Source organism: Mesorhizobium sp. L-2-11 (assembly GCF_016756595.1).
Lineage (GTDB): Bacteria > Pseudomonadota > Alphaproteobacteria > Rhizobiales > Rhizobiaceae > Mesorhizobium.
The window spans coordinates 6,236,680-6,260,048 of record NZ_AP023257.1 but is presented as its reverse complement, the minus strand read 5'-3'; the positions used below and the strand labels follow the sequence as shown (position 1 = coordinate 6,260,048).

Below are 23,369 nucleotides of genomic sequence, written 5' to 3'. Positions count from 1 at the left end.
GTCAACTGCAGCTCGTGTGGGTACGACCGGTCTTGCGGTGCGCATCACACATCCCTTCCACCCACTCCTTGGTCAGATCTTCGAGGTGGTCAGCCGTAGCCCGCATTGGGGCGAGGACCGGGTAATCTATCGGGCGGCAAACGGGACTTTGCCAACCATTGCCGTCGCTTTGACGGACATGGCGCCGCCCGATCCATTCCGGCGGATCGCGGCTGGGCGTGCCGCTTTCCGGATAGTCGACCTGCAGCGGCTGCTCGGCATCTTGGAGCAGGTCTCCTCGTCAATAGAGGTGGGCGATGCGTAAAAACAATTACACCGCTATTGTAATGCAAAATACGCCGCATCGAGCGATAAGAGACCTCAATGTTGCCTGTAGTATCAGGCATTTTGGGGATTCATATCAGGTTGCGGCATTTGACAGCTTAGCTTGTGAGGCGTATTTTTATTTACGAATCAGTTTTGAGGTTGGACATGGCCAAACCAAAGCCGGTGCTAGACGATCCAAAGGGCGAGGCCCTGGCTCGGGACGGCACGCTCAACCCCCACCCCGAAGCCATCAGCGACACCCTGTTCATCAGCAATCCCTTCCTTCGACGCCAAGGACCTTGTCCAGGTGCGCTACGAGATGGTGCGTCGCCATCAAGCCGATGGCGTGCCCATCAGCAATGTGGCCCGCGTCTTCGGGGTCTCGCGGCCAACCTTCTACAAGGCACAAAGCACCTTGGCCGATCACGGTCTGGCAGGCTTGATCCCCCAGCAGCGGGGACCAAAGGATGGGCACAAGCTCTCGGCAGAGATCGTTGGCTTTGTCGACGAACTCAAGGCGGCAAGGCCAGATCTGACCTTGCCGCAATGCATCGCCGAGATCACAGCGCGCTTTGGCATCACCGTGCACCGACGAAGTCTCGAACGGGCGATGGCGCGCCAAAAAAAACGACCCGACTCTCTTTAACCGCCGGCGCAGCCAATCTTGTCGACGCCTACGAACAGTTACGGGCGGTCGTGCTTGGCGCCCCAGTAATTACCGCCGCAGGGCTGGGCACCCTTCGGCGTCAAGGTATGGCCGCTTGGATCAAGGCCATGTCCACGCCCCCCGCTTCGGCGCTGACACGCCCGGTGTATCGACCGCCTATGCCGGGCGCGACCGCCACCAATGAGCTTATCGTCATTTTAGCCAGTCTTGTTGTCACGCTAACCGCGGAGCCAGCACATGCCTGATCTCAAAATCACCACCGATCACCTCCGGCGCGATGCCTACCTCTACATCCGCCAATCGACACTGCGACAGGTCGCCGAGAATGGCGAGAGCACCCAGCGACAGTACGCGTTGCGTGATCGCGCCATCGCCGCCGGTTGGCCCGTTGATCGTATCCACGTCATCGACTGCGATCTGGGCAAGTCCGGATCCAGCGCTGTCTCTCGCGACGGCTTCCAGGAGTTGGTCAGCGAAGTCGCGCTAACCAAGGCCGGCATCGTCATGGGGCTAGAGGTCTCGCGATTAGCGCGCAATTCGGCTGATTGGCATCGGCTTCTCGAACTCTGCGGCCAGACCCGCACCCTGATCCTCGACGAAGACGGCATCTACGACCCGGTCGGCTTTAACGATCGGCTGTTACTCGGGCTCAAAGGAACTATGAGCGAAGCCGAGCTGCACTTCCTCAAAGCCCGTATGCGCGGTGGACAGATCAACAAGGCCCGCCGCGGCGAGCTTCGGATCGGCGCGCCTGTCGGCCTGGTTTACCGGCCTGATGGCGCCCTCGATCTCGACCCCGATGCCGAGGTGCAGGCCGCGCTTCACCTGGTGTTCGCCACCTTCGAGCGCCTCGGCAGCGCGACCCGGACGGTCAAGTACTTCCTGGACGAAGGCATCCTGTTCCCACGACGGCTGCGCAAAGGCACGCAAAAAGGCGAGGTGTTGTGGGCGCCGCCGCGTCACGCTCGCATTTTGCAGGTGCTTCATAACCCGAGATATGCAGGCGCCTTTGTCTATGGAAGATCACACGGCCGCCCTCGGCCCGGAGGCGGCGTGTCCCAGATCAAGGTGGAAATGGCTGACTGGCAAGTCGTCATGCCCGACATGCATCCGGGCTACATCGACTGGGCGCGCTTCAAGGCGAACCAGGAAAAGCTCACCGACAACGCCCAAGCCTATACCATACACCGCAAAGCCGGCCCGGTCCGGGAGGGACCAGGCTTGCTTCAGGGTCGCGTCCTTTGCGGCCTATGCGGCGAACGCATGAGCGTCCAGTATAGTCAGGAACATGGGCAGTCAGTCCCGACCTACGTTTGCAAGGAAACCGCCACCCGCCGGGGCGGCAAGGTCTGCCAGTCGGTGCCGGGCAAGGTGGTCGACCCGGCCGTCAGCGCGCTGTTAGTCAAGCTGATGACCCCGATGACCTTGGAGGTCAGCCTCGCGGTACAGGGCGAGCTGGAAGCCCGCACCGCCGAGACCGACAACTTGCGTCGCCAACATATTGAACGAACGCGCTACGACGCCGAACTCGCCCAGCGACGCTATATGAAGGTCGATCCCGACAACCGTCTCGTCGCCGACGCCCTCGAGGCTGAATGGAACGAGAAGCTGCGGCTGCACACCGATGTCGTCGAGGACTACGAGCGGCGGGCGCCCGAGGAGGCCGCCGCCCTCGACACCGAGATGCGCCAACGCATCCTTGATCTCGCCGAGCAGTTCCCTCGGATCTGGAGCGACCCCCGCGTCGACGTGCGTGAACGCAAGCGCATCCTGCGCTTGCTCATCGCCGACGTGACCCTAATCAAGGCGGACAAGATCACGGTCCATGTTAGCTTGTCTGGCGGAGCGACGCGCTCCTTGACCCTGGATCGGCCGCTGCCGATCGCTCAGATCCGCAAATTTAAGCCTGATCTGGTCGCCGAGGTCGACCGCCTGCTCGATCTTCACTGCGATCGCCAGATCGCCGAAATCTTCAACGAGCGCGGCCTTCGAACGTGGGAAGGCTCACCCTATAATCTCAAGAAGATCGCCCACATCCGCAATGCCTATAGATTATCAAGTCGTCGTCAGCGCCTTCTCGACAAAGGAATGCTCACCACAAAGCAAGTTGCAATCCGGTTCAATATATCTCTGACGACTGTCCATGCGTGGGGCCGCCAAGGCCTCATCACCAAATGCTTTAGTGATAACCATAATCGCGGCCTCTGGGAACTTCCCGCAGGTCGCACCATAATTAAGGGAAACGCTGGAAAACATCCTTATCCCGCTCGCCTTCAATCCACTACCGCTCAATCAACCGAACAAGGTGCAATATGAAGCCTTCTCCTTATCGCGTGGCTTCCTCGGTCTTGCCGGGAGCACCGCCGTGCCGTAATGACGCGCCATGTCGGTGTAGCTGCGGTTGACCATCGGATCGAAGTGACACGCCTTAATCACCGCGACCTTCGCGTTGTCCGGGACCAGAAGATGGGCCACGCCGCCGAAGAAGGCGAAGGCGCCATTGTGCGCCTCGATCCAGTCCGCGAACTGCTCGGTCCACGTCGCGCAGGCAAATGACAAGCTCGATCCGCCGAGCACCGCCACAAACAGATGGGCATCGCGCACCTCACCGGTCCGGCGGTCGACTACAACCGGCACCGTGTCGCCGGCGTAATCGACAAACATCTTCTCACCGCCCGCGTGGCTCTGCCGCATCGTCAGAGGCAGGCGGCCTTCCCAGCGCCGGAACAGGTCACACCAACGGCTGTAGCGATAGCCATCCGGGTGGGCGGCGACATACTCTTCCCACAGAACCTGCAGCGTCACATGCTTGCGCTTCAGCTCACGTGCTACCGCCGACCAGTCCGGTTCCGGCTGTTTGCGCCGGCCGGGCTTCATCCCAGGTAAGCCGTATAGGCAAGCTTCCAGGTCGGCATCGCTCATCTCGGCCGGGACCGGCCAGTTCAGCCCGGAGCGTGCAAACCGCTTCAGCATATCCCGGACCGTCGTCGGCCCGACCCCGGCACGCTCGCCAGCCATCCGCGTCGATAGCCCCGCTTCCAAGCTCAGACGTAAAATCTCGCGCACGTGGCGCATCCTAACCCTCCTCGTCGGCATCCATTCCTCCGGTCGTTGCCCGACCGGAACATGCCCCAAGGATCAGGTTCTCCTAACTCCGAACTGCGCGCGATCGTGTCGGAATCCCGCGCGGGTAATTCTCGGAATGCTGCGCGCCATCACTTCGGAATGCCGCGCGCGATCAAATCGGAACGGTGCGCGCGATGATCTCGGAATCCGCACTACGTTAAGAAGAACGCGATCGCCGGGCGCCGGTTTGAGAGCTGGGCGGCGTTCGAGGCGCATTTGGACCGGTGGACGCGCGAGGTCGCCGACCAGCGCGAACACGGCACGACCGGTGTCGCGCCGGTGGAACGCTTTGCCGCTGAAGCTCGTGCGCTTCGCCCGCTGGCGGGACGCGCGCCGTTCGGACAGCTGCGGGATCTGGTCCGCAAGGTCCAGGCCGACTGCGCAATCGACTTGGATACGAACAGCTACTCGGTCCCTTGGCGCCTGATCGGCGAAAGCGTCCAGGTCGTGGTGCTGGCAGGCCGCGTGATCATCCGTCATGCCGGCCAGGTAGTGGCCGACCATGCCCTATACCGAGGGCGACGACAGCGCATCGTGGACCGAATGCATTTTGTCGGCGTTGCCGGCTTCGAAGGGCCGGTGCGCGCCGAGCGCATCGAGATCGCCCCGGCCACCTTGCTGCGGCCACTCGCCGAGTACGAAGCGGTGGTCGGAGGGGGCTGGTGATGACGACCCTAGATCATGACGTGCTGATCGCAACCCTGGATCGGCTGAAGTTGACGGCGATCCGCGACCAGCTCGACACGCTGCTGGACGAAGCGGTCCGTTCGAAGATGACCTTGCGCGAGGCCTTGGCTTTCCTGGTGTCGCGCGAGATCGCGCGGCGCGACGAGCGGCGCATCTCCATGTCGAGCAAGATCGCGCAGTTCCCGTTCGTGCGCGAACTCGACGGCTTCGACTTCGACGCGCAGCCATCGGTGGATCCAGGACAAATCAGGGAGCTGGCGACCTGCCGCTGGATTGCCCATGGCGACACGCTCTTGTTGCTGGGGCCTCCGGGAACGGGCAAAACCCATCTTGCTGTGAGCCTTGGTCGCGAGGCGATCCGCCAGAATTACAATGTCCAATTCGTCACTGCGGCCACGCTGGTGGCGATGTTGGCAAAAGCCCATGGCGATGGCTCGCTCGACAAGCAGTTGACGATCTTATCGCGTCCAAAATTGCTGATCATCGACGAGCTCGGCTATCTTCCCTTCGAGGCCAATGCCGCTCACCTGTTCTTCCAGCTGGTGTCGCGCCGATACGAGAAGGGATCGATCCTGATTACCTCCAATCGTTCGGTGGGCGAATGGGGGAACGTTTTTGGAGACCCAAGCAGAGCAGGATGCCCCTGTCATTGATCGGCTGGTGTCTCACATCACGGTAGTTGACCGTCGACACGCGCTCTGTGGACAGCGGTTTGAGGTGGCATCACTTCGGTCGGGGCGCGGACCTGCCTTTGTTGTCATCCGCCTGCCGGATGGGCGGTTACGCAATATCCGCCGGTCAGTGACGGATTTGTCGCGCGCTATCGATGATGACGATGAGCATCGCGGCGGGACTGAAAAGTTAATATCCGTTAGAATTTTGCTTCCTTTAGTGTATTATGTGCGAATCACCTTTGGTAACTCAATAGCGAATTGCAATGGTTGCTCATGCATTAGCACTTCGGATGGCGGTATCTCTTCCGGAGGCCAACGTTCCACTGGTAAGGATCAAGCGAGACTCGCCCAATCTTTGGAACGATCTCCCACCGGTATGTCAGCACCAACTCGCGCAGATGCTTGCGACTCTGATCCGCCGGATGCCGCCGACCGCGCCGGCGGTGAGGGAACAGTTTGATGTTGGCCGTCCCGGGTAATTCTGACGAGCGGCTCACGGCCGTCCGGCGTTCAAAGTTCGCTTACGTTTATGTACGCCAATCCTCGATAAACCAGGTGCGCCACCATCAGGAAAGCACCGAACTTCAGTACAGCTTGGTGGACCGAGCCGTCAGATTGGGCTGGCCGCCGGATCGTGTCGTCGTCATCGATGAGGATCTTGGAAAATCGGGAAACGGCCAAGTCGAGCGCGGCGGCTTCCAACGGCTCATCGCCGAGATCGGGCTCGGCAACGCGGGTCTGGTGGTCAGCCTCGATGCATCTCGATTGGCACGCAATAACCGAGATTGGCATCAACTCCTCGAGTTGTGTTCATTGTTCGGCGTTATCATCGCTGATGGCGAGCGCCTCTACGATCCCTGCGCTTATCACGACCGGCTGCTGTTAGGGCTCTCGGGGATCATGAGCGAAGCAGAGTTGCATCAGATCCGCATCCGCCTGCATCAAGGGGAGCGGCAGAAGGCGGCGCGAGGCGAGCTTCGCATACCGCTGCCAGGTGGCTTGGCGTACAACCGCTCCGGCCAGATCGTGCTCAATCCTGATGAAGAGGTGCAGGCTCGGCTGCGTCTGGTCTTCGACAAATTTAGGGAGCTTGGGACCGCGCGACGCGTTATGCGTTACCTGCGCACGCACGACCTACGCATACCGGTGCGGCCGCTCCGCGGGCCGGGACCCCATGAGCTGGTGTGGCGAGACGCCACCATCGCCCATGTCCATTATATTTTGCACAACCCGGCCTATGCCGGCGCATATGTCTACGGCCGGCGCCGAATAAATGCGGTCCGCCAAGGTCCGGGTTCGCACCGCGCAACCTCGAAGGTGGCCATTGACGACTGGGAGGTTTGCATCAAAGACGCACACCCTGGTTATATTGACTGGGAGGAGTTCATGGTCAATCAGCGCCGCCTCGCCGACAACACCAATCGATACGAGGCCGGCCACCGCGGCGCGCCGCGCAAGGGCATTGCTTTGCTGCAGGGCTTGGCGGTTTGCGGCCAATGCGGGCGGCGGATGACCGTGCGCTACAGCGGCCCCGACAGTGCATGCCCCGTTTACTGCTGCCTGGCGGACCGCAACCAGACCGGCAGCTCTCTCTGTCAGGAGGTTCGGGCGCCCGCAGTAGATGAGTTGGTCGCCCAAACCCTCCTGAAGGCGTTGGAACCTGACCAAATCGCCATCGCCATCGCTGCGCTCGACGAGATTGCGGAGGAAACGCGGAGCCTCGAGAAACAATGGACGCTACGGCGGGAACGTGCGCGGTATGACGCCGAGCGGGCTCGACGACAATACGACACCGTGGAACCGGAAAATCGTCTCGTCGCCAGAACCCTGGAAAAGGCATGGGAAGACAAGCTGCGCTTGGTCGATGAGATCGAGCAGGAATATCGTCGGTGGAGAGACCGAGAGCCCTTGGTGTTACAGACACAGGATCACGCGGCGCTTCAGCAACTCGCCGAGAATTTGCCGGCTATCTGGCACTCAGAAACGACCCAACCAGAAGACCGCAAACGTATCTTGCGCTTCATCGTGCAGGAGGTCGTTCTCGACCAGAAGAAGATACGCGGCCAGGTCGCCATCAGGATTCTTTGGCAGACCGGCGCAACCAGCCAACATCAAATCCAACGCCGAGTTCAATCTTACGATCGAGACTATGGCGAACTCGAGCTTGTGCGTGAGCGGATCACGCAACTCAATGCTGCGGGCGATATGGACAGGCAAATCGCCAAAAAATTGAACGACGAGGGCATTCGTTCAGCCCGAGGCAGACCATTCACCTACGAGAACGTCTGGCTTCTGCGCCACCGCTGGGGAATCCCGACAGCCAAGATTAACGGTGTCGCAGCCAATCCGACACGCTGGCCTGATGGGACCTACTCTGTACAGGGCGCTGCCGCTGCAATCGGCGTGACGGCTCAAACCATCTTCGATTACCTCGCCCAGGGACTTATCAACGGTCGGCAAAGCACGAAAGGCCAGCCTTGGCAGATCAGCCTTTCCAGCGACCAGATCGATCAACTTCAACGCCGACTGCAACGGACCAGGCGATCAAGGAAAGGTGCATCATGAAGCATTCGCGGATCCCGTGGTGGCCACCGCGATCCTGGATCGCCTGCTTCACCATTCGGCGGTGATTACCATCCGCGGCGACAGCTACCGTCTCCGCGAAAAACGTCGGTCCGGTCTTCTGCAGAAGGCGGGACCGGCGCCCGAAACCAACGAAACAGCAACCCAGTGAAGGGGGTCAGTTCCTGATGTCGCCAAGGGGTCAATTCCTCGTGTCGCTTGACAGGGTTTTTGCCGCAAACTCTGAGTAGTCCATGAACAGGGAGTTTTTGCCTGTCCATCAGGCAGTCTAGGCAACGGCAACTGCACTAGCAGGCAGTTGAAAAGGGCTCGCGACAGTCTCCGGTTCGCGATTCACTCTGACCACCAAGAGGTAGGAGTGAATCGTGCGGGGCGGTGACGGACAGACGGGCGAACTGTTCAGCTACGTGGACCTTGAGGCTCGGGTTCGGCGCGATCATCCGTCGCGCCGTATTCGGGCGATTGTGAAAGAGGCGCTTTCGGCGTTGGAGCGGGAGTTTACGGCGCTGTACTCGCCGATCGGACGGTCGTCGATCCCGCCGGAAAAGCTGTTGCGAGCGATGCTGTTGCAGGCGTTCTATTCGATCCGCTCGGAACGGCTTTTGATGGAGCGGCTGGAATACGACCTCCTGTTCCGATGCAGCCTGGGACCATTCGGTTTTCTCGAAGAACCGCGACCGGCTGCTGAGGGCGATATCGCGGCGAAGTTCCGGCTGTCATCGGGCGATCATCCGCGCCAAAGTGGGGTTGCTGGCTGGCCAAACAGCTCGGCAATGTCAGCCAGCCCTGCAAGATAATGGGCTATTCGCGCGACAGCTTCTACCGCTTCAAGGAGCTTTACGAGACCGGTGGCGAACTGGCGCTGCAGGAACTGACGCGCAGGAAGCCGCTGTTGGCCAACCGCACGCCACCGGAGATCGAGGCGATCATCCTCGAGCTGACGCTGGAATATCCCGCCTATGTGCAGACCCGCATCGCCAACGAAATGCGCAAGCTCGGCCACTCGGTCTCGCCGTCGGGCGTCCGCGGGGTGTGGCAGCGTCACGATCTGGAGACGATGAAGAAGCGGCTGAAGGCGCTGGAGGCCAAGGTCGCCCAGGACGGTATCGTGCTCACCGAGAGCCAATTGGCGGCACTGGAAAAGGCCAAGCTGGACAAGGAGGCACATGGTGAGTTCGAGATTGAATGCCCGGGCTATTGCGGCGGCCAGGACACCTTCTATGTCGGCGCCATGAAGGGGGTCGGACGCATTTACCAGCAGACCATCCTCGACACCTATTCGAAAGTCGCCTTCGCCAGGATTTATGACCGCAAGACGCCGATCACCGCCGCCGATCTCCTCAAGACCGCGTGGTGCCGTTCTTCGACGAGGTGAAGCTAAGCCGGGTGCTGACCGACCGCGGCACTGAATATTGCGGCAATCCCGAACACCACGAGTACGAGCTCTATCTGGCGGTTGAGGACGTGGACCATTCCCGCACCAAGACCAAGAACCCGCAGACCAATGGCATCGTCTTCTTCACATGGGCGGGCTTCGATGAGACGGACGAGGTCACCGGCGACGGCTCCGCCGAATTGCTCGTCACCTTCGCCTATCACAACGGCGACGAGGCTATCCTCAAGGCCAAACGTGCTCCTTCTTCAACAGCCTACTAGACTAGTCTTACTGAGTCAGAAAGTCGCGGGTGCGGGGGGATTCGCGCTGGCTGCGGATTTGTTAGCGTGCTGATTCGTGATCAGGGAAGCGCGCCATGACCAACTGGACTGCGGAGAGTGAAGCGGCGTTCGACGCCTATATCGATGCTTGATCGGGGTGATCGGCCACGCCGACAGAGCTGAGCCGCTGAAGGATTATTGCCTGGGACTTCTAATGCCGATCGAGCGCAAGAGCGTGGAGCCGTTGGCGGCCGTCACGGCGCCGTCGCGGGTGGCGGCCAAGCATCAGTCTCTGCTGCATTTCGTGGGACAGGCGCCGTGGTCGGACGCGGCCTTGCTGGCGCGGGTTCGCGACTGGGTTCTTCCACGGATCGAGCGGCGTGGACCGATCCGGGCGTGGATCGTCGACGACACGGGCTTTCCCAAGAAGGGCAAGCACTCGGTGGGCGTAGCGCGCCAGTATTGCGGCCAGTTGGGCAAGCAGGACAACTGTCAGATTGCGGTTAGCCTATCGATCGCGAATGACGCAGCCTCGCTTCCGATCGCCTACGAATTGTATCTCCCGCACAGCTGGGCGGAGGATCCGGAACAACGCAAGAAGGCCAAGATTCCGGCGGCGATCACGTTCCAGACCAAGCCGCAGATCGCGCTCGAGCAGATCAGGACGGCCAAGGCCGAGGGCGTCGCGCCCGGCGTGGTTCTCGCCGACGCCGGATATGGCGCCGACGGTAGTTTCCGCGCCGGTCTGTCCGAGCTCGGTCTGACCTATGTTGTCGGCGTTCAGCCCACCCTCAGCGTCTGGCGCCCAGGCGAGAGCCCGCTGCCGCCCAAGCCTTGGAGCGGAAGAGGCCGGCCGCCGTCTCGGGTCGGCCGAACCGACAAACACAAGCCGATCTCGGCCAAGGCCCTGGCCGAGGAGTTCGACGCCAAGACCTGGCGCACGATCGCCTGGCGTGAAGGAACCAACACCGAGCTCAATTCCCGCTTCGCCGCCGTGCGCTTGCGGCCGGCCTCCAGGGACTACAATCGGCCCGAGGCTCACGCCGAAGAGTGGCTCCTGATCGAGTGGCCTGAAGGCGAGGTCGAGCCGAGCAAGTATTGGCTCTCCACCTTGCCGGCCGACGCTACGATCACCCAGCTGGTCGACACCGCCAAGCTGCGTTGGCGGATCGAGCGAGACTATCAGGAACTCAAGCAGGAGCTGGGACTGAGCCACTACGAAGGCCGAGGGTGGCGGGGCTTCCACCACCACGCCAGCCTCTGTATCGCCGCCTATGGCTTCCTGGTCTCTCTGAGGGAGACGATTCCCTCGGCTCCAGCTCGCGCCCAGGGCCGCCAAACACCTGGTCTTCCCGACGGTTATCGACCCCGCGGATCCTCCGATCCGACCAGAGCGGCACGTCCCGACCTCGATCCCGACCCTCAGGCGACGCCTGACTGTGGCCCTGGCCAACCGTCTGCAACGATGTCCGTGCTGCATAAGGGCAATGGACAGTCCGCGTCAGGCTCGCAATTTATGACGCAGTAGTACTAGGAGGGCGTGCATGGTCTTATCGGCATTCAGGTTCTTCGTAGCTATCCGGTGATCGCTTCGCCGGAGGCTACGGTAATTCACCAAACTTGTGAGATCTTCCTGGCTGGTCTCGGCGGCGAGGGCGTGCTGCACCGAGCTTAAGCCGCTCCTTGCCCTTTGCGGCTGCCGGAACAAATGTAAGTGCGGCTCGCTGGGTCGTCACCGACGAGGTGACGGCAGGGAGGGTCTTCACGCCATTCTGCTCTCAAGCGCCGCAGCCGCGGCCTCCATTATATCGATCACGGATGCGGCAACCTGTTTCCCGTCGACTATCGTCATATTCAACCCATGCGTTCGGAGGCGTAACTTCCCGGGCTCGCCGGGAAGACGACGGTGCGGTTGCCGTTCAAGAAGACGCGGTGATGGATATGGGCGTGGACTGCCCGTGCAAGGACTTGACTTTCAACGTCCCGGCCTATCGAGACATAGTCTTCCGCGCTTTGGGCGTGGGTAACGCGAACCGTGTCCTGTTCGATAATCGGGCCCTCATCGAGATCGGCAGTGACATAATGCGCCGTAGCCCCGATCAGCTTGACGCCGCGCTCATAAGCCTGCTTGTAGGGGTTGGCGCCCTTGAAGCTCGGCAGGAAAGAGTGATGGATGTTGATTATCTTGCCCGACATCTTGTGGCACATGGCATCCGACAGCACCTGCATGTAGCGAGCAAGCACGATCAGTTCGGTGCCTGAGCTTTCAACCAACTGTATGATCTGGGCTTCGGCCTGCGGCTTGTTTTCCTTCGTCACCTTAATGTGGTGAAAGGGAATGTCATGGTTCACCACGACCTTTTGGTAGTCGAAATGATTTGAGACGACGCCAACGATGTCGATCGGCAGAGCCCCAATCCGCCAACGATACAGAAGGTCGTTGAGGCAATGGCCAAAGCGCGAGACCATCAATAGCGCCTTCATCCTTTGCGTTGGTATGTGAAGCTCTGCTTCCATTTGAAATTTTTCGGCGATTGGTCTTAGCTCCTCGGCGAGTGCTTCGGCTCGTTGCCCGTCCTCGGATATGAATGAGACGCGCATAAAGAAGCGGCCAGTGCTAAGATCGTCGAATTGCGAGCTATCGACGATATTGCAACCCAGTTCGCAAAGAAAACTGGATACGGCGGCTACTATTCCTCGCGTTGATTGACACGTTGCTGTCAGGACATAAGTGGTCATTCGTTGCCTTTACGGGTTGTGGGAAACAAGGTTCGCTTCTTTGTGAGAAGGTGGGCCACGCTCGAAGCTTTCGGAGCCCGGCCTGTCGTCCAGGGCATGAGGTCACCCGACCAAAACAAACGTTGCGACCCGGCGGCGTCAGGAGATCAACTAAGGACGCGCCAAACGCTCCAGGTCCACGTTCCCTCCGGATAACTGCAACGACGGTCTTGCTGCTCCACATTTCGCGGTGCGGCAGGACCGCGGCCAATGCGCGGGGCGATGCCGCCGCGAAACGCAACACGTCCCGCCCGAAGGTCGACGTCAATCCCGCAGGCGCCATCGGCTCGCGCGGCGCTACCTCGACCTCGACCGGAATGAAACTGGGTAGGCATACCCCTCGCGCGGACAACGCCAGCGACGCGGCGCAAACCGTCGACAGGCCTCGGCTGACGCCATTATGATCACCTCCAAGATGTTCGCGCCCGCTTCGCCTTCTCGTCGTCCGATCACGCCCGATGCTGCCGGTGGCCAGAAATCAGCTCGATCCTCCGATAGCCGCTGAAGGCTTCAAGCCCGACACTAAGCCTGACTGCATCCGACATCGCAATACTCTCGCCTCAACGCCGACAATAGTATCCGACACTCCGAGATCACGTGGGGAGCTGATCACGCCTACGATAATGATTGTCATGGAAGCTTTCCGTTTTCAGACGTATTCAGCGCACATGCGGGCAAGATCATCCCACAGGCTTTCGGCAAAGCCGCGCAGAACCATAATTTCGAAAGCGTCGTCGCCCACGCGGGTCACGTGCGCCGCGATGTGGCCAATCAGCGTGGTCGTCGAGTGACCGACCGGGAACGCGGCAAGCGACAGATCGACCGCGGTGCCCTTAGCCAGCACCCGCTCGACCATGGGGCCTTTCGCCAGCATTCGAACGCGGCCCTGGCTTTGGTCGACGCCAAAGGCGTCCGGCTTTAGCGCTTGGAATAGCGCCGAAAGCTCCGCATGTGATTTCATGCGATTGCCGATGAGAAACCACTGGCCGGGGCCGCCGGCGCGAACCGCCTGCTTCGAACCGTCGGAAAGTAGCCCAAGACGCGCAGCAAGACCTTCGTCGCCCGGCTTGCCGAGAACATGAATGACATGGCCTTCGGCCAATGCTTCTAGCGCGATCCGGTCGGAAACAATTGGACGCATGGTGGCCAGAGCGGGCCGTAGGGTGACGCGGAATTCAGACATGAAGCTTCTCATTTTCTAAATCGACGAAAACCGGATGGCAGAGGCGGCCGCGTGTGAACTCATCGCGCAGGCCATTCCAGATCATCACTTCCTCGCCATGCCGCTCGGAACCGCGCTTGACGAGCGCCAGACCGATCGTGGAGCCAACATGCGGCGAGTAGGCTGAAGAGGTGACATAGCCCTGGCCGTTTTCGAGTATGGGGGCCGCATCCTTTGCGAGGATATGCGAGCCATTGCGGAAGGAGGTACTAGAATCGAGCGGCATGACACCGACGAGCTGCGGCCGGTCAGGCGCAACAAGTCCTTCGCGGCCCACCATGGCCTTGCCAATGAAATCCTCCTTGGCGGCGGACACCATCTTGCCGAAGCCGAGATCGCCCGGCACCACGGTCCCGTTGATTTCGTTATGGGTGACGTGACCCTTCTCGATTCGCATGACGCCGAGCGCCTCGACGCCATATGGCTGGATGCCGTGCTCGCGGCCCGCCTCCATCAGCGCGTCGGCGACGCTTTCGCCATAGCCGGCTGGAACCGCCACTTCATAAGCCAGCTCGCCGGAGAAGGAGATCCGGAACAGGCGGCCATGGAGCTGACCGCCGAACAGGGACACTTCCTTGGCAGCGAGGAACGGGAAGGCCGCATTCGAAATATCTTCGTCGACGATCTTCTGCAGGATCGTTCGGGATTTCGGCCCGGCGATCGCCATCTGCGCCCACTGGTCGGTTGCCGACGCAAGCCGTACGTCGAGTTCCGGCCACAATGCCTGCGAGCAGAATTCGAGGTGATTCATGACGCCTGCAGCATAAGCCGTAGTGGTGGTCATGAAAAAATGATGGTCCGACAGGCGGCTGGTCGTGCCGTCGTCATGGATCATGCCGTCTTCACGCAACATCAGGCCATAGCGCGCCTTGCCGACCGGCAGTTTCAAAAAGGCGTTTGAATAGACGCGCTTGAGGAATTCGGCGGCATCTTTGCCGCAGACCTCGATCTTGCCAAGCATGGACACATCACAAAGGCCGGCATTGATGCGGGCGTTCTTGACTTCGCGGTCGACACTTTCGCGCCAGGTTGTCTCGCCGTAACGTCGGAACCAGGAGGAACGATACCAGAGGCCGGTCTCGACAAAGACCGCGTCGTTTTTCTTGGCCCAGTCATGCAGCGGCGACTTGCGCACCGGCTGAAAGTGGAAACCGTGATAGGCGCCGGTGAGCGCTCCGAAGGAGACCGGCGTATAGAAGGGACGGAAGGTCGTCGTGCCGACATCCGCAGGCGAGACGCCGCGCGCTTCGGCGAGCAGACCAATGGCGTTGACGTTGGAGAGCTTGCCCTGATCGGTCGCCATGCCCAACGTCGTGTAGCGCTTGGCCAGCTCCACGTCGCCATAGCCTTCCTGCACGGCGAGGCCGAGATCCTTGCGATGTATATCGTTCTGGAAGTCGACAAAGGCCTTGCCCTTGACGCCCGGAATGGTCCACAGCGCCTTGGTCGGACGCGTCTGCGCTGCCATGTCGCCTTCAACCGTACCTAAACTGACCGGCGTCGCCGAGAAGCCCATGTCTGAGACCATAACCGAGGCTTTGGCTGCGCCTATTGCCAGCGAAGCGGCAATGCCCGCCGCGCCTAAGGCCGCGCCTGCCAGCTGCAAACCGTTCAGCCTCTCCGGCGCAAGAAATGCAGCCTGCTCGTCGGACCAAACGGGCTTGCCGCCACGATGGCAGGCAATATGAATGATGGGGCTGAAGCCGCCGGCCACCGCGAGCGCATCTACTTTCAGGGTTTCCTTGGAGCCGCCCTTCAAAATTTCGATGGCCGAGAGGGCCTTGCCGCCCTTGGCATCCGATACTAGCGCACCCTTGAGGACCCGTCCCCTGCCTGCATAGGCCGGACAGCCTTCTGCGCGACTGTCGATGATCGCCACAGGCACGATGCCCCGCGCTTCGAGATCAAGAGCGAGCGCATAGCCGCTGTCGTTCGTGGTAAAGATCGCCACCTCACGGCCGGGCGCAACGCCATAGCGATTGAGATAGGTGCGCATCGCGCCTGCCATCATCACGCCCGGAATGTCGTTGCCGCCGAAGACCAACGGGCGTCCCTCGGCACCGGTCGCCAGAAGCGCCTGCTTCGCGGCGATGCGCCACAGCCGCTCGACCGGGAGTTTCGCCTGCGGCAAAGCGACGTGCTTCTGCACTCGTTCGACCGCGCCGAACACGTTGCCGTCGTACCAGCCGAACACAGTGGTGCGGTCGAGGATGCGTATGTTCGGGAGCGATTCCAGCTCGGCCGTCATTTGGCGGACGAATTCCACCGCGGTCGCGTCGCCGATCCTGGCTGTTTCCGACAGGAGCGAACCGCCGAGCATCGAATGCTCGTCGGCCAGGATCACCCGCGCGCCGGATCGTCCGGCAGTCAGCGCAGCGGCAAGGCCGGCAGGGCCGGCGCCGATGATCAGAAGGTCGCAATGCGCCCAGCATTTCTCATAGGTATCCGGATCCGCCTCATAGCTTGCCTTGCCGAGACCGGCGGCCTTGCGGATGAAGGGCTCGTAAACCTTTTCCCAGAATGGGGCCGGCCACATGAATGTCTTGTAGTAGAAGCCGGCGCCGAGGAAGGGCGACAACAGGCTGTTCAGCGAGCCGATGTCGAAATCAAGTGACGGCCAGCGGTTCTGGCTCTTCGCTTCCAGTCCCTGAAATAGCTCCTGCATGGTGGCGCGGGTATTCGGCTCGGTGCGGCCGCCCCGACCGATGGTCACCAGCGCATTCGGCTCGGCGGCACCGGCGGTCAGGATGCCACGCGGACGGTGATACTTGAAGCTGCGACCGACCAGAAGCTGTCCGTTGGCGAGCAGCGCCGAGGCGAGGCTGTCGCCGGCAAAGCCGAGCATTCTTTTGCCATCAAAGGAAAAAGACAGGCTCGCCTGGCGGTCGATAATGCCGCCATTCTGCAAACGGTACGATGTCATGGGCGCCTATCCTTGCGCGAGCGCCGCATCGCGGCTCGCTTCTATCTCGTGGGTGGCGGTATCGCGGGTCACCACCAGCCAGCGGCGGCAGCCGGAGGTATGGTGCCAGTATTCCTCATAGACACCACGCGGGTTGTCGCGCAGATAGACATAGTCCACCCAGGCTTCCTTGCCGGCGTCGGGCGCGGGCCGGGCGAGCGCCGCGCCCTTCACGGTGAATTCTTCCTTCGGCCGGGAGCCGCAATGGGGGCAGGGGATGAGACTTGCCATCGTGCAACTACCTTGAGGGTCAGTGAAGGTTGGGCTGGGCGCCTTGGCCCTTTTCATCGATCAGATAGCCGCGCTCGAAACGGTCGAGCCGGAAGGCGCGAGCGGTCTCGTGCGGCGTGCCCCGTGCCATGAGATGCGCAAAGCAGAGGCCCGATGCCGGCGTCGCCTTGAAGCCGCCATAGCACCAGCCGGCATTGAGGTAGAGATTGTCGATATGGGTACGGTCGATGATCGGCGAGCCGTCCATTGACATGTCCATGACGCCGCCCCAGGAGCGCAGCACGCGCACACGGGAAATGCCTGGGATCATCGCCTTACCCGCCTCAGCGACATGCTCGACGGTGGCGAGATTGCCGCGTTGGGCGTAGGAATTATAGCCGTCGATATCGCCGCCGAAGACCAGGCCGCCCTTGTCGGATTGCGAGACGTAGAAGTGGCCCGCACCGAAGGTGACCACGGAGTCGAGGAAGGGCTTCAGGCCTTCCGACACGAATGCCTGGAGCACATGGCTCTCGATCGGCAGCTTGATGTCGGCCATTTCGGCAACGCGTGAAGAATTGCCAGCGGCTGTGAGCGCCAGCCCGCCACAGCCGACAAAACCGCGGGTTGTCTCGACGCCGACGACCTTGCCGTTTTCGCGGCGAATGCCGGTCACTTCGCAATGCTGAATGATATCGACGCCGCGCATGTCAGCGCCGCGCGCATAGCCCCAGGCCACCGCGTCATGCCGCACCGTGCCACCGCGCCTCTGCAGCAGGCCGCCCTGGATCGGGAAGCGTGCATTGTCGAAATTGAGGAATGGCAGCTTGGCGCGCACCGCCTCGCGGTCGAGCAGTTCCGCATCGACGCCGTGCAGCAGCATGGCATTGCCGCGTCGCGTATAGGCGTCGCGCTGCGCATCGGAATGGTAGAGATTCAGCACGCCGCGCTGGGAGACCATGGCATTGAAATTGAAGTCCTGCTCCAAGCCTTCCCAGAGCTTCATCGACAGTTCGTAGAAGGGATTATTGCCCGGCAGCAGGTAGTTCGAACGGATAATCGTCGTGTTGCGGCCGACGTTTCCGCCGCCGATATAGCCTTTTTCCAGCACGGCGACATTGGTGATCCCGAATTCCTTGGCGAGATAATAGGCGGTCGCCAGGCCGTGGCCACCGCCACCGACGATGATCACGTCGTAACGGGACTTCGGATCCGGCTGGCGCCAGGCCGGCGCCCAAGCCTTGTTGCCGCGAAGCGCGTTGAGAAATAGGGATAGAGCCGAGTATCGCATGTAATGCCCGCAATCGAGGTGATGCCCCACAGCCTAGGCCGAGTTTTCCGATCTGAATTGCACAGATAGGACGTCGTGAAGTAAAATTGGGCCATGGTGTCGATTGAAACAAATGCCCTCCACCGCATTGGCTTTCTGCTCGTGCCAAATTTCGCGCTGATGTCCTATGCGTCCGCCAGCGAGCCCTTGCGCGCTGCGAACCTAATCGCCGGCATACCGCTCTATGATGCGGTGCCGGTTTCTTCCTCTGGCGACCCGGTGCGAAGCTCGTCGGGCCTCAATGTCGAATGCGGCGACCTGCTGGTCCAAGGCAGCGCTTGCCATACGCTTTTCGTCTGTGCCGGCGGCAGCCCCCGCGATTGGGTGGATCGGGAAGGGCTTTATGGCACGCTGCGCAAGCTCTCGCGGCAAGGAATCAGGATCGGCGGCATATCCTCGGGTGCCTACCTTCTGGCTGCAGCAGGCCTCCTGGACAATCGCGACTTTACCATTCACTGGGAACATGCCGGGCTTCTGAAGGAAGCCTTTCCACGTCTGTCGCCCCGGCAGGCGCGCTATGTCATAGACGGCGACCGGATCACCTGCGGGGGTGGTATAGCGCCGCTCGACATGATGCATGCGATGATTTCCGAGCGGATGGGCTCGCATTTCGCTCGCCGAGTTAGCGATTGGTATCTCCACACGGCGGTCGGTGAGCCCACCGCGTCGCAGCGCAGCTCGGCGGCGGAGCGCTTCGGCACCCATCATCCGGCGCTGCTGACGATCCTGGAAAAGATGGAAGCGGCCATCGAACAGCCATTATCCCGCGACGCTATGGCGAAGGTCGCTGGCGTCAGCGTTCGCCACCTAAACAGATTGTTCGCAGACCACTTGGAAATCGGATTTCTTGAAGCGTATCGAAACGTCCGCCTGGATCACGCACGCCGTCTTTTGGAGCAGAGCCCGCTGTCGGTCTCCGAGATCGCGTTCGCCACCGGATTTTCTAGTGCTGGTCATTTTTCCAAAGTGTTCACTGCGCGCTTCTCAATCACCCCGGGCCGGCTTCGGGACAGAATAAGGGAAAGCAAGCGATGATCAGTCGGCTCTGCTTTCGTCAGGTCCGAGCAAGTATGATCGGGCAAGCGCCGGCTCAAGGCCATTGCTGACCGCAGTCTCAAAGTTGCCGGCGATCATCGCTCCAGCGCTGCCGAGGTGATGCCTCTGTTATCAACGAACCTTTTGACCAATCCTCAGGTCCGTCGGAACTGGGTTGAAAGAGTGCCTCGGCACCTTTCAGCACGGGCATGACGGCCTGCACGCAAACGACCCGGATCAATCACCCTCGCCACAGCATCTCGCGCCATTGCCCGGGCGAGCAGAGCGGGAAATGCAGGACCTGAAACTGTTAATCCAATGAAATAAGCCACGTCGAGTACCGAACGCAACTCGTCAGCTTCGCCCCAAGCGGAAATAATGCGCTCTGCGACGACGCGATCCTTATCCGTTAGGTTCGGCGACGCGACCCGTGGTGTGTAGGACTGCCTGACTTCTGCCGCAGCATTCGGCAGGGATCGGACGATGCGCTCCGTTCCAATTTGCGGGGAAAGCGTCGTCAGATTGATCCCGGCCATGACGGAAATCGAGAGCTTCCTTCGGTCGCGATGTCGACCGACCGAAAATAACCTGGCTGGACCGAAACGACGATGGCAGAGGCTTTCTCGGCGAGGAGCTTTGTTATTCGATCCCCTTTGAACGCGGGGCACTCGACCTAGACTGCACGAGCCGGTCGGCTAAGAGCACTTTCGTTCTGCAATAGGTCGCCCGGAATGGCGGATCTCTCCAGCTCTTTCGGGGCACGTCGTGGAGTGCACCAACCTGCCAACTTGGAACCTGCGTCGCCCCACGCCGTTCGAAGGGATCGTTGCCGACAGCGATGGTCAGCGGGTCGTCTTTCCCACGTATTCGTTATGAGTTACGAAGCAGGCCGGAGCTCCGTTTGCTCAGTTAGTCGACTGGTTTTGCCGACCGCTTGGCGGACTGGCGCCGCAGCACTCCCATAAGGATCATCAGCACCAAAGAGAGAACGATCCAGGTGGTGGCGACGGCCAGAATGGTAGGACTGATCTGTTCACGCAGGCCGGACCACATTTTGCGGGGAACCGTGTAGTAGGCCGGACTTGGGGACAAAAAGAGAGTGATTACAGCTTCGTCGAACGATGTTACGAAGGCCAGTGCGGCGCCGGAAAGGACGCCAGGCGCTATAAGTGGCAGCGTGACGCGACGAAAGACCATCGTCGGATGCGCGCCGGAAATGAGACCCGCCCGCACCAACCCCTGATCGAAGTTCGAGAGGCTGGCCAGCACGGTTACTACGACGAAAGGCAGTCCCAAGGTAGAATGAGCGAGCACAAGCCCGAGATAGCTGTCAACGAGACCTACCTTGGCAAAGACGAAATAGGTGCCGGTAGCCAGCACCACGATCGGGACGATCATTGGCGCCAGGAGAAGGCTCACGATCAGGTTGCGCATGGGCAGGGGCTTGTTGAGGCCTAATGCGGCAAGGGTGCCGAGCGCTGTCGCGAGCAGCGTCGAAAGAATCCCGACAAAGAAGCTGTTGTGTACGGCGACCATCCAGCCTGCATCCGAAACGAACGCTTCGTACCACCGCGTTGAGAACGCTTCCGAGTGGAAGTGCAGCATGCCGCTGGTGAATGTGAAGTATGGCTCCGCATTGAAGGAGAGTGGCACAATGATCAAAATCGGCACGATCAGAAAGATCAGGATCGCAGCGCAGATAATCCGGAATGCGACTGACCAAGCTCCTTCGACGGTGAAGCTGTGCATGCCTCGTTCCTCAGTTCACCAAACGATTGGCGTCGGAATATCGGTGGTACACGGCGTAGAGGATCAGGATGACCGACAGGAGGATTATGCCGAGTGCCGCTGCCAGGCCCCAATTGAGGGACGACTGAACGTGGAATGCGATCATGTTCGAGATCATCTGCCCGGACTGTCCGCCGACCAGGGCGGGGGTAATATAGTAGCCCACGGCGAGTATGAATGCGAGGAGCGCGCCCGAGCCTACACCCGGGAGCGTGTTAGGAAAGTACACCTTCCAGAACGCGTAGAACCGGTGGGCACCCAACGACTGCGCAGCGCGCATATAGACCGGGGAGATCGAAACCATTACGCTGTATAGAGGGAGGATGAAGAAGGGCAGAAGGATGTGCGTCATGGCAATCAGGGTGCCGGCAAGGTTGTAGATCATTCTCACCCTGTTCTCGTCCGAAATAAGACCGAGGTAAACAAGCAGGTCATTCAGAACGCCCTGAGACTGTAGAAGCACGATCCAACCGGTGGTTCTGACCAGCAGAGAGGTCCAGAATGGGAGTAGAACCAGTACGATCATGATCGTACCAACAAGCTTCGATGAAGTCGCAATCAAGTAGGCCACCGGGTAGCCGAGAAGAATGCATAGAGCCGTCACCGAAAAAGCGATGAGGAAAGTCCTTGCAAAGAGCGTGGTGTGTATACGGTTTTCCTCAGGGGCCATTTCGATGCCGCCGGAGGCGTTGCGACGAAGATCGACGGCTGCGAGGTAATAGTTCGCGCTCACTGAGCTTCGTAATTGGTTGATGACCTGCCAGGTTGACTGCTCACCCCATACCGGATCTGCCCGTTGAAACCACTCTGAGTAATGACCGCTGGGAGGCTTCTCCCCGAGACGCCGAGCAGTTCTCGCGAACGCACTACGCAGTCCCGCTGCCTCGACGTTCAGCCGATTGGCAATTGAGCCGACAATATCCGCCTGCCGCGCGTCGATCAGGTCCTGGGCGAGGGCCTGAAACGTGTGCTCATCGGGAGCCCCGTTTCCACTCCAACTTTGCAGTGCCTCTGCGGTCCGCGGAAGCCCATCATGAATGGTCGGATCGTAAACGCTTAAGCGCAGGATGTAGCCGAGCGGAAGGAGGAAGGTGAAGAACAGGAACAACAAGGCAGGCGCCAGAAGGAGAAGACCCTTTCGCGTTTCGCCCCGTCGAGACCGAGCGACCTGCCGGGCGATTTCTTCAGGTGTCGCGAAGACAGTCACAGCACAATCAGCCATTGCCAGGCACTTTCTGGGATGAAAAGGCTCGCGCGTCGGTGGCTTGCCAACCGAGAAGCACCGGCTGACCGACGGAGATCTGTGTGATCCCGTCTCTGTTCGGCTGTTTCATCGTCACGGTTTGCCCGTCTTCGAGCTGGCACGACAGGCGCAGATGATCTCCGAAGTAGACTACTTCCTTTGCGATAGCTTTCGCGGTGTTGGCGAAAACCGAACCATCATGTACCAACGACACGCGCTCCGGACGAAGCGAGACCACCGCGCTATCTCCCCGCTTCAAGGATCCGACGGCAACGCATTGCATGTCGACTTTTCCGACGGTCACGACACACCCGTTGCGAGCAGCCGAAGAGATCAAGCCGCTCAGGTGGTTATTCTCGCCCACGAATGACGACACGAATGCCGTTTCAGGCGATTCATAAATCGCGCGGGCAGCGCCGACCTGCTCAATAATGCCGTTGTTGAATACCGCCACGCGGTCAGACATCGCCAAGGCTTCGTCCTGATCATGCGTGACATACACCACGGTAAGGCCGAGCTCCTCGTGCAGGTGCTTGATCTCCATCTGCATGTGTTCGCGCAGCTGCTTGTCGAGCGCGCCTAAGGGTTCATCCATCAGCACGAGCGACGGCTCGAACACCAGAGCGCGGGCGAGGGCCACTCGCTGCTGCTGGCCGCCTGAAAGCTGAGCGGGGCGACGATGCGCCAGTGCGCCCATGCGAATCCGTTCCAGCGCCCCGCGGACACGGGATGCAATCTCCGGCTTCGGCATCTTGCGCGCCACGAGGGGGAACGCCACGTTCTCCTCAATGGTCATGTGAGGAAACAAGGCATAGTTCTGAAAGACCATGCCGATATCCCTCCGGTGAGGAGGAACGTTCGTTAGGTCGCGTCCTGCTACGGTGATCTTGCCGCCGGTGGGCCGCTCGAAACCTGCAAGCATCATCAGCGACGTTGTCTTGCCCGACCCCGATGGCCCTAGCATCGTGACAAATTCTCCCTTTGCTATGGCAAGGGAAAGGGACTGCACGACAAGGCAAGAGCCGTCGTAGCTTTTTTGCACTTCGTGGAAATGCACGAACGCTGCGCTGCCGCTATTCATGATCTCTGGTTCTGGCTCGTG

14 protein-coding genes and 7 pseudogenes are annotated in these 23,369 nt (G+C 60.6%); 11 read left to right on the top strand and 10 right to left on the bottom strand.

Annotated elements, in window-relative coordinates; genetic code table 11:
* The first annotated feature begins 16 nt into the window (after nt 1–16).
* The 3 genes from JG739_RS29795 (at nt 17) to JG739_RS36485 (ending at nt 3,289) form a co-directional block, all read left to right on the top strand.
* On the top strand, nt 17–304 hold the full coding sequence (locus tag JG739_RS29795; protein ID WP_199202839.1) for a Y4bD/Y4pK family protein: 288 nt from the start codon (nt 17–19) through the stop codon (nt 302–304).
* Nucleotides 305–613: 309 nt separating this feature from the next.
* Nucleotides 614–952, top strand: coding sequence for a helix-turn-helix domain-containing protein (locus JG739_RS29790; RefSeq protein ID WP_244749628.1), 339 nt, complete (start codon nt 614–616; stop codon nt 950–952).
* Nucleotides 953–1,210: 258 nt separating this feature from the next.
* A complete protein-coding gene (locus tag JG739_RS36485; protein ID WP_446720522.1) occupies nt 1,211–3,289 on the top strand; it encodes a recombinase family protein in 2,079 nt (692 codons plus the stop codon).
* Between the two features lie 3 nt (nt 3,290–3,292).
* Here JG739_RS36485 and istA read toward each other — a convergent pair.
* Nucleotides 3,293–4,048, bottom strand: a pseudogene (gene istA / locus JG739_RS29780) (IS21 family transposase); the annotation flags it as partial.
* A 192-nt stretch (nt 4,049–4,240) separates the two neighbouring features.
* Here istA and JG739_RS29775 point away from each other — a divergent pair.
* From JG739_RS29775 to JG739_RS29745, 7 genes and pseudogenes are all read left to right on the top strand, one after another.
* A pseudogene (locus JG739_RS29775) lies at nt 4,241–4,765 on the top strand (Mu transposase domain-containing protein); the annotation flags it as partial.
* Nucleotides 4,765–5,476: pseudogene (gene istB, locus JG739_RS29770) on the top strand (IS21-like element helper ATPase IstB); the annotation flags it as partial. The pseudogenes JG739_RS29775 and istB, both read left to right, overlap by 1 nt.
* 443 nt (nt 5,477–5,919) lie before the next feature.
* Nucleotides 5,920–8,025, top strand: coding sequence for a recombinase family protein (locus JG739_RS29765; RefSeq protein ID WP_199202838.1), 2,106 nt, complete (start codon nt 5,920–5,922; stop codon nt 8,023–8,025).
* A 4-nt stretch (nt 8,026–8,029) separates the two neighbouring features.
* Nucleotides 8,030–8,194: pseudogene (locus JG739_RS29760) on the top strand (ATP-binding protein); the annotation flags it as partial.
* Nucleotides 8,195–8,408: 214 nt separating this feature from the next.
* Nucleotides 8,409–8,753: pseudogene (locus JG739_RS29755) on the top strand (transposase); the annotation flags it as partial.
* A 16-nt stretch (nt 8,754–8,769) separates the two neighbouring features.
* A pseudogene (locus JG739_RS29750) lies at nt 8,770–9,555 on the top strand (helix-turn-helix domain-containing protein); the annotation flags it as partial.
* A gap of 239 nt (nt 9,556–9,794) precedes the next feature.
* Nucleotides 9,795–11,227, top strand: a pseudogene (locus tag JG739_RS29745) (IS701 family transposase).
* 326 nt (nt 11,228–11,553) lie between these two features.
* Here JG739_RS29745 and purU read toward each other — a convergent pair.
* From purU to JG739_RS29720, 5 genes are all read right to left on the bottom strand, one after another.
* On the bottom strand, nt 11,554–12,438 hold the full coding sequence (gene purU / locus JG739_RS29740; protein WP_202364513.1) for a formyltetrahydrofolate deformylase: 885 nt from the start codon (nt 12,436–12,438) through the stop codon (nt 11,554–11,556).
* Nucleotides 12,439–13,126: 688 nt separating this feature from the next.
* Nucleotides 13,127–13,660, bottom strand: coding sequence for a sarcosine oxidase subunit gamma family protein (locus JG739_RS29735; protein ID WP_202364512.1), 534 nt, complete (start codon nt 13,658–13,660; stop codon nt 13,127–13,129).
* Nucleotides 13,653–16,622, bottom strand: coding sequence for a sarcosine oxidase subunit alpha family protein (locus tag JG739_RS29730; protein WP_202364511.1), 2,970 nt, complete (start codon nt 16,620–16,622; stop codon nt 13,653–13,655). The genes JG739_RS29735 and JG739_RS29730 overlap by 8 nt, the downstream gene beginning before the upstream one ends.
* A 6-nt stretch (nt 16,623–16,628) precedes the next feature.
* Nucleotides 16,629–16,892 (bottom strand): sarcosine oxidase subunit delta, encoded by a 264-nt coding sequence (locus JG739_RS29725; protein WP_202364510.1) that lies wholly within the window; start codon nt 16,890–16,892, stop codon nt 16,629–16,631.
* A 19-nt stretch (nt 16,893–16,911) separates the two neighbouring features.
* Complete coding sequence (locus JG739_RS29720; protein WP_202364509.1) at nt 16,912–18,162, bottom strand: sarcosine oxidase subunit beta family protein; 1,251 nt, start codon at nt 18,160–18,162, stop codon at nt 16,912–16,914.
* A 93-nt stretch (nt 18,163–18,255) separates the two neighbouring features.
* Here JG739_RS29720 and JG739_RS29715 point away from each other — a divergent pair, with 93 nt between their 5' ends.
* On the top strand, nt 18,256–19,236 hold the full coding sequence (locus JG739_RS29715; RefSeq protein WP_202364508.1) for a GlxA family transcriptional regulator: 981 nt from the start codon (nt 18,256–18,258) through the stop codon (nt 19,234–19,236).
* 155 nt (nt 19,237–19,391) lie between these two features.
* On the opposite strand, the gene JG739_RS29710 is transcribed toward JG739_RS29715, so the two are convergent.
* The 4 genes from JG739_RS29710 to JG739_RS29695 all read right to left on the bottom strand — a co-directional run bounded on the left by JG739_RS29710 (nt 19,392) and on the right by JG739_RS29695 (nt 23,348).
* Nucleotides 19,392–19,772 (bottom strand): pyrroline-5-carboxylate reductase family protein, encoded by a 381-nt coding sequence (locus tag JG739_RS29710; protein WP_202364507.1) that lies wholly within the window; start codon nt 19,770–19,772, stop codon nt 19,392–19,394.
* Nucleotides 19,773–20,145: 373 nt separating this feature from the next.
* Nucleotides 20,146–20,985, bottom strand: a complete 840-nt coding sequence (locus JG739_RS29705; RefSeq protein ID WP_202364506.1) for an ABC transporter permease — start codon at nt 20,983–20,985, stop codon at nt 20,146–20,148.
* Nucleotides 20,986–20,995: 10 nt separating this feature from the next.
* Nucleotides 20,996–22,135 (bottom strand): ABC transporter permease, encoded by a 1,140-nt coding sequence (locus JG739_RS29700; protein ID WP_244749627.1) that lies wholly within the window; start codon nt 22,133–22,135, stop codon nt 20,996–20,998.
* Nucleotides 22,136–22,238: 103 nt separating this feature from the next.
* The gene (locus tag JG739_RS29695) at nt 22,239–23,348 is read right to left on the bottom strand and encodes an ABC transporter ATP-binding protein (RefSeq protein WP_202364504.1); all 1,110 of its coding nucleotides are present in this window, start codon (nt 23,346–23,348) and stop codon (nt 22,239–22,241) included.
* Nucleotides 23,349–23,369: the final 21 nt, after the last annotated feature.

Coding starts and splice junctions, on each gene's coding strand:
- JG739_RS29720 (WP_202364509.1), bottom strand. CDS start 18,162: ATGCGATACTCGGCTCTATCCCTATTTCTCAACGCGCTTCGCGGCAAC.
- JG739_RS29705 (WP_202364506.1), bottom strand. CDS start 20,985: ATGCACAGCTTCACCGTCGAAGGAGCTTGGTCAGTCGCATTCCGGATT.
- JG739_RS29735 (WP_202364512.1), bottom strand. CDS start 13,660: ATGTCTGAATTCCGCGTCACCCTACGGCCCGCTCTGGCCACCATGCGT.
- JG739_RS29725 (WP_202364510.1), bottom strand. CDS start 16,892: ATGGCAAGTCTCATCCCCTGCCCCCATTGCGGCTCCCGGCCGAAGGAA.
- JG739_RS29710 (WP_202364507.1), bottom strand. CDS start 19,772: ATGGCCGGGATCAATCTGACGACGCTTTCCCCGCAAATTGGAACGGAG.
- JG739_RS29730 (WP_202364511.1), bottom strand. CDS start 16,622: ATGACATCGTACCGTTTGCAGAATGGCGGCATTATCGACCGCCAGGCG.
- purU (WP_202364513.1), bottom strand. CDS start 12,438: ATGACCACTTATGTCCTGACAGCAACGTGTCAATCAACGCGAGGAATA.
- JG739_RS29715 (WP_202364508.1), top strand. CDS start 18,256: ATGGTGTCGATTGAAACAAATGCCCTCCACCGCATTGGCTTTCTGCTC.
- JG739_RS29765 (WP_199202838.1), top strand. CDS start 5,920: ATGTTGGCCGTCCCGGGTAATTCTGACGAGCGGCTCACGGCCGTCCGG.
- JG739_RS29695 (WP_202364504.1), bottom strand. CDS start 23,348: ATGAATAGCGGCAGCGCAGCGTTCGTGCATTTCCACGAAGTGCAAAAA.
- JG739_RS36485 (WP_446720522.1), top strand. CDS start 1,211: ATGCCTGATCTCAAAATCACCACCGATCACCTCCGGCGCGATGCCTAC.